This window comes from Nocardia jiangsuensis, from assembly GCF_042650385.1.
Taxonomy (GTDB): domain Bacteria; phylum Actinomycetota; class Actinomycetes; order Mycobacteriales; family Mycobacteriaceae; genus Nocardia; species Nocardia jiangsuensis.
This window is the reverse complement of sequence record NZ_JBHSAX010000019.1, coordinates 304,316-316,804: the sequence shown is the minus strand read 5'-3', so window position 1 is coordinate 316,804 and position 12,489 is coordinate 304,316. Positions and strand designations below refer to the sequence as shown.

Below are 12,489 nucleotides of genomic sequence, written 5' to 3'. Positions count from 1 at the left end.
GTCACCCGTCGCCGTCGACGATCCGCTGGATCAGCGCGCCGTAGCGCCGGATCAGCGTCTCGTCGTCGATGGCGGCGGGGTCGAGCAGCTCGAGGTGGCGGAGCGCGGCGGCGAGTCCGAGCAGCTGCGCCATGACGAGCTGGGCGCGCAGCCGGTCCGGCGCGGTGTCGCCGATCCGCTCCGCGACGGCGTCCAGGTACCGGGTGCGGACGTCGGCGCGGGTGCGGGCCGGATCGTCGGATTCCCGGATGAGCACCGGCGCCATCGCCCACGGCTCCGGCTCGTCGGCGCGGCGCCGCTCCACCAGCCGCCGCACCATCAGGACTCCCGGCGGCTCGCCCGCGGGCGGCGGCGCCTCGTCGAGCGCTGCGCCGGAGGGGTCGGCGGCGGCGAACAGCTCGGCCTTGCTCCCGGTCAGCTTCATGACGAGCGCGGGCGAGCAGCCCGCGGCGGCGGCGACGTCCTTGATCGTGGTGGCGGTGTAGCCGCGCCGGGCGAAGAGCTCGCGCGCGGCCGCGATCACGGTGTCGCGGGAGGAGCGGTCGCTCACCGCGCCCCCGACACCTGCAGCGCGTTGTCCAGCTCGAAGTCGACCGCGGCCGGCCGGGTCAGCACGGCGACGTGCCTGGTCACGGTGCGCCGATCGGCGGCGAGCACGGTCACCAGGTAGCGCCCGCTCGGCGGCTGCGCGAGCTCGTAGCCGCCGTCGCTGCCGGTGACCGTGGCCGCCACGTACTCCCCGCTGGCCTTGACCAGGCTGACCATCGCGCCCGCGCACGGCTCCCCCGCGGCGGTGACCCGGCCCTGCAGGCTGAGCCTGCGGGTCAGCAGGACGCTGGGCCGCTCCGAGTCCGCCGCCAGATCCATGACCTGCGACTCCGGCGCCCACCCGTCCGCGCCGGTGATCACCAGGTACGGCCCGGGCGCGGGCAGTACCACGGTGAACTCCCCCGCGTTGTCGGCCCGCCCCCAGTCGGCGGGCTCGCCGGTGGTGCGCAGCACGGTGACCACGGCGTGCCGGATCGGCTCGCCGCCGCCCCGCACCGTCCCGGTGACCACCAGCTCGTCGGGGAGCTCGCCGTCGTCGGGCGCCGGCTCGGCGGGCAACTCGACCCGCGGGATGAAGAACGCGACCGCCGTCGCCACCGCGGCGGCCATCGCCGCGATGACGAACACCAGCTGGAAGGCGGCGAAAGCGGGCAGCCGCTCCCCGCCGACCTCGATGGTGATCATGGTGAGCAGCGCGGAGATGAGCGCGCTGGAGATCGCGGTGCCCACCGAGCGCAGCAGCGTGTTGAGCCCGTTCGCCGAGGCGGTCTCGGTGATCGGCACCGACCCCATGATCAGCATCGGCATCGCCGCGTAGGCGATGGCGGTGCCCACCATCACGAACATGGCGCCGCCGACGACCAGCGGCACCGAGCCGTTGAGCAGTACCCGCAGCAGGTAGGCGGCCATGAGGATCGCCGTCCCCGTCATCAGGGTGTACTTGGCCCCGATTCGCCTGATCAGCCGGGCCGAGATCGGCGCGAAGACCACCATCACGAGTCCCGCGGGCATCATGCAGAGCCCCGCCGCCAGCACCGAGAGCCCGAAACCGTACCCGGTGCCGACCGGCATGGTCAGCTCCTGGATGGTGGCCAGCATGTTCGCGTACATGGAGACGCCGCAGAGCAGCGCCGCGACATTGGTCAGCAGCACCGGGCGGCGCGCTGAGGTGCGCAGATCGACCATGGGCAGGCTGACCCGCAGCTCGAACGGGAACCAGACCGCGAAGCCGAGCACCGCGATCGCCGCCGCGCCGAGGGTGTACCCGCTCGTCCACCCCCACGCGCCGCCCTTGGAGATCACCAGCAGCAGCGCCACCAGCGCGATCGAGAGCAGCACCGCGCCGCCGAAATCGAACCGGCCGCGGGTGCGGACCGCGGATTCCGGCACGACGGCGAGCACCGCGGCGAACAGCAACGCCGCCGCGACCGCGGAGAGCCAGAAGATCGATTCCCAGCCCAGATGCTCGTAGAGCACGCCGGGCAGCGGCAGCCCCAGCGCGCCGCCGATGCCCAGCGTCGCGCTCATCAGCGCCGTCGCGCCGGCGACCTCGGCGCGCGGCAGCTCGTCGCGCAGCATGGCGATCCCGATCGGCACCAGCGCCGAGGCCAGCCCCTGCAGGCCGCGTCCGACCAGCACCGCGAGGAAGGTCCCGCCGAGCGCGGCGATCAGCGACCCGGCCACGATCGTCGCCAGCGACACCAGCATCATGAGCCGCTTGCCGAACATGTCCGCGAGCCGGGACAGGATCGGCGTGGCCACCGCGGCGCAGAGCAGCGTGATCGTCACCAGCCAGGAGGCGCTCGGGTAGTCGACTCCGAGGATCTCGGGGAATTCGCCGAGCAGCGGCACCACCAGGGTGTGCTGCAGCGCCACCACGACGCCGGAGAGGCAGAGCACCGCGGTGAGCAGCCGATTCGGCGGCGCTTTCGCCGGACTGTGCACGCGGGCTCCTTACCGAGACGAACGAACGTTCCCCCAGAGGTGAACACACGTTCACCTCTGGATGCAACCCGAAACCCGGCGTGCGACCATCGAGTGATGACCCCGCCCCCGACGCTCGCGGCCGTCTCGGTGGCGCAGCTCGCCGACACCGCGCTCGGCGCCTCGTTCAGCACGCTCGACTCCGCCGGGGTGCCGTCGACGCCGCTGCTCGTGGTGGATCTGGACGGAACGGAGTGGGACGCGGCGACGGTCGAGGCGGCGTGCGCCGTGCTGGCCGACCCGGCGAGCCCGCTCGCCGTCGGCATCGCCACCCGCCGTCCGCCGCGCGCGGCGGATTCGCTGCTGGCCGCCCTGACGTGCACCCTCGCGCCGGAGGAGTGGTCGCCGCAGGTGGTGGCCGAGCCCGACAGCCTGCCGCTGATCGCCGCCGCCGTCGAGCGGGCGCCGCTGGCGGCCCTGGCCATGAACGGGCTGCTGCGGCTGACCGCCGGGGCTCCGGTCGCTTCCGGGCTGGTCGCGGAGTCGCTGGCGTACTCGATGCTGCTCGCCGGCGACGAGTTCGCCGCGTGGCGGGCCGCCCGGCCGGTGCGGCCCGTTCCCGATCCGGTCGCCCCGCCGGTGCTGGCCGAGCGCACCGGCGATCGGCTCGACCTCACGCTGAACCGCCCCGAGCGGCGCAATGCCTTCGCCCGCGAAGTCCGCGACGCGCTGCTGGAGGCGCTCGACATCGCCGCGCTCGACCCCGGGGTCACCGAGGTGCACCTGCACGGGGCCGGGCCGGATTTCTGCAGCGGCGGGGACCTGGACGAGTTCGGCACCGCGACGCACGCCCCCACCTCGCACGCGGTCCGGTTGCAGCGCAGTGCGGGGTACGCCCTGCACCGGCTGGCCGTCCGGCCCGGCACCACCGTGCACGCGCACCTGCACGGGTCGTGCATCGGGGCCGGGCTCGAGGTTCCCGCTTTCGCCACCCGCGTGCACGTCGCGGCCGATGCGCGGCTGCGGTTGCCCGAGCTGTCCATGGGGTTGGTGCCGGGGGCGGGCGGGACGGTCGGGGTGGTGCATCGGGTCGGGCGCTGGCGGGCGGCGTGGATGGTGCTGACCGGGGCGCACGTCGATGCGGAGACGGCGGTGCGGTGGGGGTTGGCCGATACGTTGCGGGATCGGGGGTAGGGCATGCCGGACGCCGCCGAGTCCGGGAGCGCCGTCGGCTACCCGGGATCCGTCCCGGATGCGGCCGTCGAGCCCGGGTGGGCCGCCGACGAGGGAGTCTCGCCGGGGACACCTCCCGGCTCCGCGCTGGCCGCGTGGGCGCGGTCGGGGGCGATGGCGCTGACCGGGTTCCCCGGCGAGCCGCCGCTGGCCGCGCCCGGTGCGCCCGCTCTCGTCGTCGAGCGGGCACTCGGGCGCGTCGCCCGTGCCGCGGCGGCGCGCACCGGCCGCCCGCCGGTGCTGCCCGGGGTCGGCCTGCTCGGTGAGCGCGCCGCCTGCACGGGCTTCACCCGCAACGCACCCTTCTCCTGCGGGGGCCGGTTCCTGGCGGTGCCCGCGCGCGACGGTTTCGTCGGGCTGTCGCTGGCGCGCCCCGACGACATCGCCCTGCTCCCCGCGCTGGTCGAGCGCGCCGAGTGCCCCGATCCGTGGGCGGCGCTCGCCGAATGGGCGCGCGAGCTGCCGGTCCGGGTCGCCGACGAGCGCATCGCCCTGCTCGGGCTGCCCGGCGGCGCGCTCGGCTCCGCGGCCACCCGCGAGCCGGTGCGCCGCACCGTCGGCGGCCGCCGGGTACGCCTCCGCGAACGCCCCCGCGTGATCGATTTCAGCGCCCTGTGGGCGGGCCCGCTCTGCACCCACCTGCTGACCGGCACCGGCGCCGAGGTGATCAAGGTCGAGAGCCGCACCCGGCCCGACGGCGCCCGCACCGGCCCCGACGGTTTCTACGACCTGCTGCACCACGGGCAGCAGAGCGTCACCGTCGATTTCGACGACCCGGCCGATCGCGACCGCCTGGCCCGGCTGGTGGCAGGCGCCGATTTGGTGGTGGAGGCGTCCCGCCCGCGCGCCCTGCGCCGCCTCGGGCTCGACGCCGAAGGGCTGGTCGCGGCCGGGGTCTCGTGGCTGTCGATCACCGCGCGGGGGCGGGGATCCGACCGCGTCGGTTTCGGTGACGACATCGCCGCCTGCGCCGGGCTGCACGCCACCGCCGACGGCACCCGGGTGCCCTGCGGCGACGCGCTCGCCGACCCGCTCACCGGTGCCGTCGCCGCCGCCGAGGCCGCCGAGGCGCTGCTGGACGAGCGCGCCAGCCTCATCGACATCTCCATGCACGACCTCGCGGCGCAGTCCGCATCCGGACCGGTTCCCGCGCACACGGTGTCGCTCCGCGACGGGCACTGGTGGGTCGACTGCGACGCCGGCACCTTCCCGGTCGCCTCCCCTGCACCGCGCGCCGCACCCGGCCCCGCTCCGGGCACGCGCCCGCTGGAGTCACTGCTGTGAGCTGGCTGCTCCGCGATGTCACCCTGACCGACCGGGCCGGCAGCGTCGATGTGCGCCTCGATGCCGGGGTGGTCGCCGAGGTGGGGCCGGGCCTGCGCGCCCGCGGGGAGACCGAGGTCGACGGCGGCGGCGCCGTGCTGCTACCCGGCCTGCACGACCACCACATCCACCTGCACGGCGCGGCCGCGGCACGCGAATCCGTCGACTGCGCAGCCGGTCTCGACGCGCTCCTCGCCGCCGAGGCCGCACGTATCCGCGCGGTCGGCGCCGGGGTCTCGGTCGACCGGCACACCCTGGACCACCTGGTCCCCGACCGCCCCGTCCGCGTCCAGCACCGCTCCGGTGCCCTGTGGATGCTCAACACAGCCGCCCTCGCCGAACTCGAGCCCCTCCCGCACCTGCCCGGCATCGAACGCGATGCCGCGGGCGAGCCGACCGGCCGCCTGTGGCGCCTGGACGACCTGCTCCGCGGAACCTGGCCGCCCCGAGGCGATCTCACCGCCCTCGGCCGCGAACTCACCGCCTACGGCATCACCGGCGTCACCGACGCCACCCCCGGACTCACCTCGGTCCCCGCTCTGCCGCAGCGGGTCACCCTGCTCGGCGAGCGCAAACTGCTCCTGCACGACCACGACCTCCCCGGCTACGACGAACTCCGCGACCGCATCGCCGCCCTGCACGACCGCGGCCTCCCGGTGGCCGTCCACTGCGTCACCAGGGTGTCCCTGTTGCTCACCCTCGCGGTGCTGGACGAGATCGGCATCCTCCCCGGCGACCGGATCGAGCACGGCGCCGTCATCCCCGACCCCGCCGCGCTGCGCGGGATCACCGTCGTCACCCAGCCCGGTTTCGTCGTCGCCAACCGCGAAAGGTACCGCGCGGAAGTCGATCCCGACGACCTCCCGCACCTCTACCCCTACGCGAGCCTGCTCGCCGCCGGGGTGCCGGTGCTGCCGAGCAGCGACGCCCCCTACGGCCCGCTCGACCCGTGGGCCGTCATGCGCGCCGCCGCGAGCCGCGAACTCGTTCCAGGCGAACGGGTTTCGATCCGGACGGTGCTCGACGGCTTCCTGCACGGGGCCGACCTCCGCCCGCGAACCGTGGCCGTCGGCGCTCCCGCCGACCTGATCCTCCTGGCGGCACCTCTGCACACCGCGCTCGACGCCCCCGACGCAGCACTGGTCCGGCACGTCTGGATCGACGGCAGGCAGGTGCGGTAGCAGGTCAGTCCCCGGTGACCACCGTGCCATCCGCGGGCGAGCAGGTCGGCGTGTCGACCGGCACCAGCGCCGCCACCACCGGCTTCCCGGTCCTGGTCTCGACCAGCGCGACCGGCGGCCCGTCCGGCCCGGTGAGGTGCCGCTCCCCCCACGGCTGGATCGACCGCGCCCTCCCCGCCGCCGAACTCGATCCCTTCGTCGCGCAACTCGCGCGCCGGATCGCGGCCGAGCCGCCCGCCGACGTAGCGGCCGCCGTCGCCGCGATCGACGCGGCCCTGCCCGCGCGCCCCGACTCCGCCGAACTGGAGATGGCGCTGCTCATGCCCCTCTTCACCGGTGCCGACGCCATCGAGCGCGCCGCCGCCGCGCTCGCCGCCGGGGCTCAGACGGTCGCCGGGGAGCGCGACCTGGAAGGGTTGATCGAGCGCGCGACATCCTGAACCGGGCTGGCGTCGTCACCGGTGGCGCGGGCGTAATCGAGCCGGTCACTCCTGCTCGAGTGCGCGTACTCGGCCGGGCTCGAAGATCCGTGGCGACGCGGGCCGATCTAGAACGCGCCGACCAGCGCGCCCGCGTCGGTGATCGGCACAGTGTGGGTGGCGACACCCGCTCCGGTTCCGACGTGGAGCAGGAAGGCGGGCGGCTCCGCGAGGTACCCCATCTGCCGGTCCGCCGAGAGGTCAGCGAACTCTGCCGATGGGTACCTCGGCGCGATCGAGACCTGCCCGCGAACGGCGCGGAGACCGCGCGGTGCACGTGCCCGGCCAGCACCCGGACGACGTTGCGGTGCCTGCCCAGCACCTCGCCGAGCGCATCGGCATCCGCCGAACCCATGGCACGGAGAGTCCGTTCAAGAGCGCGTGGCGCGTAGCCGTCTGCGGTCGGCGAGCAGTTCCTCGAGGGTCTGCCGGACCGGGCGGAAGGTGAGGCCGAGGTCGCGTCCGGCGGCGGAGTTGTCCGCGGGCGGCGAGTCGACGAGGTAGCGGGCGCCTGCCGCGCCGAGTTTGCGCAGGCTCGGCGGGAGCCGGTCGCGGAACAGGTCGGCGAGCGTGCCCGCCGCCACGAGCGCGGCGTCGGGCACCCGGTGGTGGCGCACCCGGCGGCCGCTGATCGCGCTGAGCTGCGCGGCCAGTTCGGCGCCGGTGAGGTGGTGTCCGGCGATCACGGAGCGCCGGGGGCCGAGCCCGGGTTCGAGCAGCCGGGCGTGCGCTTCCGCGACATCGCGCACGTCGGCGACCGGGAACGCCGCGCCCCGCCCCGGAATCCCCGACCGCAGGAAGGCGCCGACGGCATCGCCGGATTCCCCGAACCGCCCGGCAACGGCGGGCCCGAGCACGCTGCTCGGGTAGGTGATCACCACCGGCGCCCGGGCCCGCTGCAGGCCGCGCGCGTACCGCTCGACCCGCGCCTTCGACTCGCCGTAGGCGTCGGCGCCGCCGCCGGGCTGCAGGTCCGGGTGCAGCAGCGGGCAGCGCGGATGCCAGAGCGCCACCGCGCTCGACACCGACACCACCGGGTCCAGCCCAGCCGCCACCGGCTGCCCGAGCACGTTCTCCGCCCCGGTCACGGTGGAGCGGATCATCCGCTCGGCCGCGGCGGGGTCGAGCGCGACCACCGCTGCCGCGTGCACGACGGCATCGCAGCCGTTCAACGCTGTGCGTACCTGTTCCGCGTCGGTCATGTCGCCCCGGACGACGTCGCCGCCGTCGAAGCCGAGTTCGGCCGCCACCGCGGCCGCGCGCTCCGGATCGCGGGCCAGCAGCCGCACGTGGTGACCGTGGTCGTACACGGCCTTCGCGGTCCACGCGCCGACGAAACCGGTCGCGCCGGTGATCAGAACGCGCATGCTCAGCCGCGCAGCAAGAGCGCGGAGACCGAGGTCAGCCGCTCGGCCATGTCGGTGTAGGAGCCGTACGCCATGCCCGCCTCGACCATGCCGCCGCTGACGGCGATGCTCAGCGCGTCCAGGATCTCCGGCGGGCAGGACAGCCCGGCGGCGCGGCGCAACCAGCCGGTCACGGCGGTGCCGATGCAGATCCGCAGCCGCGCCACGTCCGGGTCGCGGCTCAGCACCGCGGCCGAGGCGGCGACGCCGAGCTCGGACTCCTCCGACATGAGCTGCCCGAGTTCGGCGAAGACCCCCGCCAGCCGCTCGAGCGGCTCGGTACCGTCGACGGGCTGCTCGCACCAACGCTGGATCCGGCGCCAGTACAGCTCGGTGACCAGGTGCTGCTTGGCCGAGAAGTAGCCGTAGACGGTGGCGTGCGTCAGCCCGGAGCGCCGCGAGACCTCGCGCATGGAGAGCTGGTCGTAGCCCTGCTCGCGCAGTACCGCCAGCCCCGCGTCGAGCACCCGATCCACGGTGTCGACCGAGCGCCCCCCAGCGAGCGCCGTCCGATTCCCGTTTCGACCATGATCCAGACATTGGTCTGTACAGGTGTCGATCAGAGGGGCTCGGGGTCGACTCCCGCTCCTGCCCCTGTTTCCGGGGCTGTCCGTCCCGGCGCCCGGCTTCTAGACTCGGGCAGGTGAAAGCCTGTGTGTGCTCGGCGACCGTGATCGGTGCGCTACTCGGCGGGCTCGCGTCGCTTTTCGCGCTGTCCGCGTTCGCGGCCGTGTTGGCCGCCGAACCCGCCCTGCTGTCCGTCGACACCCTGCTGTTCTGCGCGCCCGGTCCGATCGTCGGCAGCGGACTCGGGGCGCTCACCGCTGCCGCGGTATCGCTCGATCGCCGCAACGGCGGGTATCGCTGCCGCACCTGAGTTCGGGCGTGCCGGCGGCATCTCCGCGACAATGGCCGAATGTCGATCAGGACGCTGGCGTCGAAGGTGATCTACGAGAATCCGTGGCTGTCCCTGCGGGAGGATCGGATCGAACGCGAAGACGGATCGGCCGGGATCTACTCCGTGATCGACAAGCCGGACTTCGCGATCGTCGTCCCGATGGAGAACGACGGGTTCCACCTGGTCGAGCAGTACCGGTATCCGCTGCGCGCGCGGTCCTGGGAGTTCCCCTCCGGCGGGTTCCCGGCCGGGGTCACCGGCCGTCCCGAGCAACTGGCCGCCGCGGAGCTCGGCGAGGAGACCGGGTTCACCGCGGGGCGAATGGAGCGGATCGGCTATCTGCACTGCGCCAACGCCATGACCGGGCAGGGCGCCGATGTGTTCCTGGCGACCGAGCTGGTGCCGGGTGAGCCGCGCCGGGAGCAGACCGAGCAGGACATGCGGCAGCAGTGGTTCTCGCGAAGCGAAGTGGAGGGCATGATTCGCGAGGGGATCGTCACCGACGGCCCCTCACTCGCCGCGTACCTGCTGCTTCAGCTCCGCATGGAGAAGCGTTGCCGGTGATCGAGTTGATCGTCGTCGAAAGCGAACCCGGCCCGCATCCCGACCCCGAACTCCCGCATCGGCTCGCGTCCCTGTTCTCGCCACACCGCCGACGTCAGCCCTCGCACGGCCCGGAAGCGACGGGGCTGGACGGGTAGTACGTGCATCGCGGCGGGAAGCCGGACCGACCAGTGCCCCGGACAGCGGTGCGTCCACCGGGTGTCCGGGCGGGGCAGTCCGAGACCACGGGTTCGATCCACCCCCCAACCGCGAGGAATGTTTCAGCGCAACCTGTTTCAGCGAACGCTTCCCGGTGAAGCTCCCACCGCTGCCGACGCGGCGAACGCGGATGCGGGGCGACGGGAAACAACGACGAACGGGAGCAGCAATGGGCGTGGTGCGGAATTCGGTGATGACGGTGCTCGTGTGCTCGGCGATAACCGCGCTGGCACCCTCGGCACAGGCCGGCCCCGAGTTCAACGGCACCGATCCACGCGAAAGCGGTTGCGCGCGTGACTCGGTCATCACCGCGACCCTCCCGCTCACCGACCCGTCGGGAGCCCGGACCCGGTTGGCGATCACGGTGCGCCGCTCCCCGGGGTGCGATACGCGCTGGATCGATCTGATCAACCCCTACCCGTCCGGGTACGCGCAGGTGGAGACCTCGATCGCGGTCGCCTACACCGACATCGCCACCAGCCGGACCGGCACCGCCACCGGACTGCACCGCTCGCGACAGGTGTTCGCTCCGGGCCGGACCTGTATCGAGGTGGGAGCCGTCGTCACCGGCGCGGGCGGGGTGCTCGCCGGCGACGCGGAGCCGACCACGTTCTGCTGACCGCGCCCGCGAACGTGCTGATGGGCGGGAATGCAGAATCACTACCCATGAGCCTGCTCTGGGACCAGCACGCATCACTCCCCCTGCACCTCGATGCCGAGGTCGGACCACTCACCCGCTTCACCCACCCCGGCCCCACCTTCGTCTCGATCAACGCCGGCTACTCCCCGCACGACTTCGCCGACGCCACCCGCCTGCTGCACTACTACCGCACCGCCATTCACCGCACACCCCCGGCTGCACCTCATCGACGCCGCCCGGCAGACCCCGGAGACCCGGGAACATCACCGACGACCCGGCCCGCCGACATCGCGGCCGTGCTCGGCGCCGACTTCCTGCGGCGGATGTGGTGAAGCACGGAGTTCAGAACAGCCCGAGCTGGGTCGAGATCCCGGCCGAGCGAACGGGACCCGGCACCACCCGCCGCCCGGCGAGCACCCCGAAATCGGCCAGGTAGCGATCCGCCTCCCCGTTCACCGTCACCGACGCCACGGACCCGACCATCGCCCCCACGGTCAGGCAGTGGTCACCGGAGGTGAGGGTGTGCGGGTACTCGTCCCCGGCGATCCCGGCATGCTGCGCGGGCGGCTCCCACGGCTCCAGCGGCAGCACGGCCGAGGCACTTTCCAGCACTTCGCGCGCCTCCTGGACGGCCCACCCGTGCGCACGCTCGATCTCGGCGGCCGGCCGCGGACGGGAGAGCGCGGTCAGCTTGGCGCTGCGCCGCTTGCTCTGCACGATGTCGAGCGCACCGGAGACCAGGTCTTCGTACTCCCGCGCGGTGACCCCGGAGTCGGCCCAGGCCAGGTAGGTGGCGCGGACGGCGCCCTGCTCGTCGAGGCGGGTCCGCTTGCGCGCGTGCACCGCGGTGCCGACCTTGCTGGAGGCATCGGCGAAGGTGGCGATGTAGACCCAGTGCGGGCGGGCGACGTACTCGCGCAGGCCGTCCGGGATGTAGCCGCCGCGGTGCACGTGGTGGATGAAGCGGAACTCGTCGGCGGCGGCGCACTCCGCGCACTGCCGTCCGGTCACCGCGGGCCGGGCCGCGGGGCAGTCCCTGCCGCGCACCTCGCCGGACGCGGCGAAGACCGCGTGCCCGGTGCAGAACTGTCCGGGCTCCGGCACGCTGAACGCGAGGGTCGTGCCGATCAGCGGGACGGCGGTGCGTTCCCCCGAGCCGACCTCGGTCAGGTCCAGGTGCGGGTTACCGCCTGCCCACGACACCGCGCGCACCAGATACCGCTCACCGTCCCGCCAGCCGGCGCGCATCATCCACCCCCACGAGACTGGTCAGCAATCCTTCCAATCTACCCCTCGACTGTAGCCGCAACCACGCTGTACCCCTTCGGGTCCCGCCACACCGCGCCCGGATGCTCCGCGAACCAGTGCTCGGCCGCGGCCGCCACATCGGACAGGATCTGCCCGCGGCGCGGCTCGTCGGGCGCTACCCCGCAGAAGGAGAACAGCGCTTCGGCGAAGGCGATCAGGGGTTGCGGCCGGTCGAACACCAGCGCGTTGTCGTAACGGACGACCATGACGTCGCCGAAAACGTCCCGCATCATGTCCGGCAGGGTGTCGCTGTGCACGGCGGCGTTGAGCATTCCGGAGCGCGGGCGCAAGCCGTGACCGCGGGCGTGCGCGCAGACCAGTTCCCGCGTGCGGGCGCAGGTTCCGGCATGGTTGACGGCCACGGCGACGGTCCCGCCCCGGCGGGTGACGCGGCGCAGCTCCGCGAGCGCGGCCACGGGCTCGGGCACGTGGTACAGCATGTGCCGGGCGGTGCAGATGTCGAACTCGCCGTCGCCGAAGGGCAGGCGGCTGATATCGCCGAGCACGCCGGTGACACCGGGAACGGCGTTCGCGGCGGCGACCATGGCGGGCGCGGTGTCCACCCCGACGAGCCGGCCCGAGTGCCCGGCCGCACGCAGTCGGGCGAGGAATCGCGCATCGCCGCAACCGATGTCGGCGAGGTCTCCGGCGCCGGTCGGTGGCAGCGCCGCCAGAACGGCCGCGGCGGGATCGTCGGCCCGCTCGGAGTGATCCCGGTGCGTGGCGATGCGCACCCGCAGCGACGCGGGATCGGCGTACTCGGTATTCAGCGAGGGAACGGTCATCG

The 12,489-nt window shown here is 73.7% G+C and carries 14 protein-coding genes; 8 read left to right on the top strand and 6 right to left on the bottom strand.

Translation table 11 applies throughout. The features are described 5' to 3' along the window. Window position 1: 1 nt before the first annotated feature. On the bottom strand, window positions 2–550 hold the full coding sequence (locus ACFO0B_RS24475; RefSeq protein WP_378614906.1) for a TetR/AcrR family transcriptional regulator: 549 nt from the start codon (window positions 548–550) through the stop codon (window positions 2–4). Further along, a complete protein-coding gene (locus tag ACFO0B_RS24470) occupies window positions 547–2,493 on the bottom strand; it encodes an MFS transporter (protein ID WP_378614905.1) in 1,947 nt (648 codons plus the stop codon). Before ACFO0B_RS24470 ends, ACFO0B_RS24475 begins: the two co-directional genes overlap by 4 nt. Window positions 2,494–2,589: 96 nt before the next feature. Here ACFO0B_RS24470 and ACFO0B_RS24465 point away from each other — a divergent pair, with 96 nt between their 5' ends. The 4 genes from ACFO0B_RS24465 to ACFO0B_RS24450 are packed head-to-tail and all read left to right on the top strand — an operon-like array spanning window position 2,590 to window position 6,649. Then, a complete protein-coding gene (locus ACFO0B_RS24465; protein WP_378614904.1) occupies window positions 2,590–3,666 on the top strand; it encodes an enoyl-CoA hydratase/isomerase family protein in 1,077 nt (358 codons plus the stop codon). Window positions 3,667–3,669: 3 nt separating this feature from the next. After that, the gene (locus ACFO0B_RS24460) at window positions 3,670–4,989 is read left to right on the top strand and encodes a CoA transferase (RefSeq protein ID WP_378614903.1); all 1,320 of its coding nucleotides are present in this window, start codon (window positions 3,670–3,672) and stop codon (window positions 4,987–4,989) included. Further along, window positions 4,986–6,209 (top strand): amidohydrolase family protein, encoded by a 1,224-nt coding sequence (locus tag ACFO0B_RS24455; protein WP_378614902.1) that lies wholly within the window; start codon window positions 4,986–4,988, stop codon window positions 6,207–6,209. The genes ACFO0B_RS24460 and ACFO0B_RS24455 overlap by 4 nt, the downstream gene beginning before the upstream one ends. Before the next feature lie 14 nt (window positions 6,210–6,223). Further along, a complete protein-coding gene (locus ACFO0B_RS24450; protein ID WP_378614901.1) occupies window positions 6,224–6,649 on the top strand; it encodes a hypothetical protein in 426 nt (141 codons plus the stop codon). Between the two features lie 410 nt (window positions 6,650–7,059). On the opposite strand, the gene ACFO0B_RS24445 is transcribed toward ACFO0B_RS24450, so the two are convergent. Continuing rightward, window positions 7,060–8,055 (bottom strand): SDR family NAD(P)-dependent oxidoreductase, encoded by a 996-nt coding sequence (locus ACFO0B_RS24445; protein ID WP_378614900.1) that lies wholly within the window; start codon window positions 8,053–8,055, stop codon window positions 7,060–7,062. 2 nt (window positions 8,056–8,057) lie between these two features. Then, entirely contained in the window at window positions 8,058–8,570 is a 513-nt protein-coding gene (locus ACFO0B_RS24440) for a TetR/AcrR family transcriptional regulator (protein WP_378614899.1), read from the bottom strand. A 179-nt stretch (window positions 8,571–8,749) separates the two neighbouring features. Between ACFO0B_RS24440 and ACFO0B_RS24435 the strand changes: the two genes are divergently transcribed. The 4 genes from ACFO0B_RS24435 to ACFO0B_RS24420 all read left to right on the top strand — a co-directional run bounded on the left by ACFO0B_RS24435 (window position 8,750) and on the right by ACFO0B_RS24420 (window position 10,726). Further along, window positions 8,750–8,971 (top strand): hypothetical protein, encoded by a 222-nt coding sequence (locus ACFO0B_RS24435; protein ID WP_378614898.1) that lies wholly within the window; start codon window positions 8,750–8,752, stop codon window positions 8,969–8,971. A 39-nt stretch (window positions 8,972–9,010) separates the two neighbouring features. Next, entirely contained in the window at window positions 9,011–9,556 is a 546-nt protein-coding gene (locus ACFO0B_RS24430) for an NUDIX domain-containing protein (RefSeq protein WP_378614897.1), read from the top strand. Window positions 9,557–9,947: 391 nt separating this feature from the next. Beyond that, the gene (locus tag ACFO0B_RS24425; protein WP_378614896.1) at window positions 9,948–10,373 is read left to right on the top strand and encodes a hypothetical protein; all 426 of its coding nucleotides are present in this window, start codon (window positions 9,948–9,950) and stop codon (window positions 10,371–10,373) included. Between the two features lie 47 nt (window positions 10,374–10,420). Then, window positions 10,421–10,726, top strand: a complete 306-nt coding sequence (locus tag ACFO0B_RS24420) for a hypothetical protein (RefSeq protein WP_378614895.1) — start codon at window positions 10,421–10,423, stop codon at window positions 10,724–10,726. A 10-nt stretch (window positions 10,727–10,736) separates the two neighbouring features. Here the strand turns inward: ACFO0B_RS24420 and ACFO0B_RS24415 are convergent, their stop codons facing one another. Continuing rightward, window positions 10,737–11,645, bottom strand: a complete 909-nt coding sequence (locus tag ACFO0B_RS24415; RefSeq protein WP_378614894.1) for a DUF2797 domain-containing protein — start codon at window positions 11,643–11,645, stop codon at window positions 10,737–10,739. A gap of 35 nt (window positions 11,646–11,680) precedes the next feature. Continuing rightward, a complete protein-coding gene (locus ACFO0B_RS24410) occupies window positions 11,681–12,487 on the bottom strand; it encodes a class I SAM-dependent methyltransferase (RefSeq protein WP_378614893.1) in 807 nt (268 codons plus the stop codon). Window positions 12,488–12,489: the final 2 nt, after the last annotated feature.

What these genes read in the sequence shown, in the direction of transcription:
- ACFO0B_RS24465 (WP_378614904.1), top strand. Translation starts at nt 2,590, where the DNA reads ATGACCCCGCCCCCGACGCTCGCGGCCGTCTCGGTGGCGCAGCTCGCC.
- ACFO0B_RS24460 (WP_378614903.1), top strand. Translation starts at nt 3,670, where the DNA reads ATGCCGGACGCCGCCGAGTCCGGGAGCGCCGTCGGCTACCCGGGATCC.
- ACFO0B_RS24445 (WP_378614900.1), bottom strand. Translation starts at nt 8,055, where the DNA reads ATGCGCGTTCTGATCACCGGCGCGACCGGTTTCGTCGGCGCGTGGACC.
- ACFO0B_RS24430 (WP_378614897.1), top strand. Translation starts at nt 9,011, where the DNA reads ATGTCGATCAGGACGCTGGCGTCGAAGGTGATCTACGAGAATCCGTGG.
- ACFO0B_RS24425 (WP_378614896.1), top strand. Translation starts at nt 9,948, where the DNA reads ATGACGGTGCTCGTGTGCTCGGCGATAACCGCGCTGGCACCCTCGGCA.
- ACFO0B_RS24420 (WP_378614895.1), top strand. Translation starts at nt 10,421, where the DNA reads ATGAGCCTGCTCTGGGACCAGCACGCATCACTCCCCCTGCACCTCGAT.
- ACFO0B_RS24415 (WP_378614894.1), bottom strand. Translation starts at nt 11,645, where the DNA reads ATGATGCGCGCCGGCTGGCGGGACGGTGAGCGGTATCTGGTGCGCGCG.
- ACFO0B_RS24410 (WP_378614893.1), bottom strand. Translation starts at nt 12,487, where the DNA reads ATGACCGTTCCCTCGCTGAATACCGAGTACGCCGATCCCGCGTCGCTG.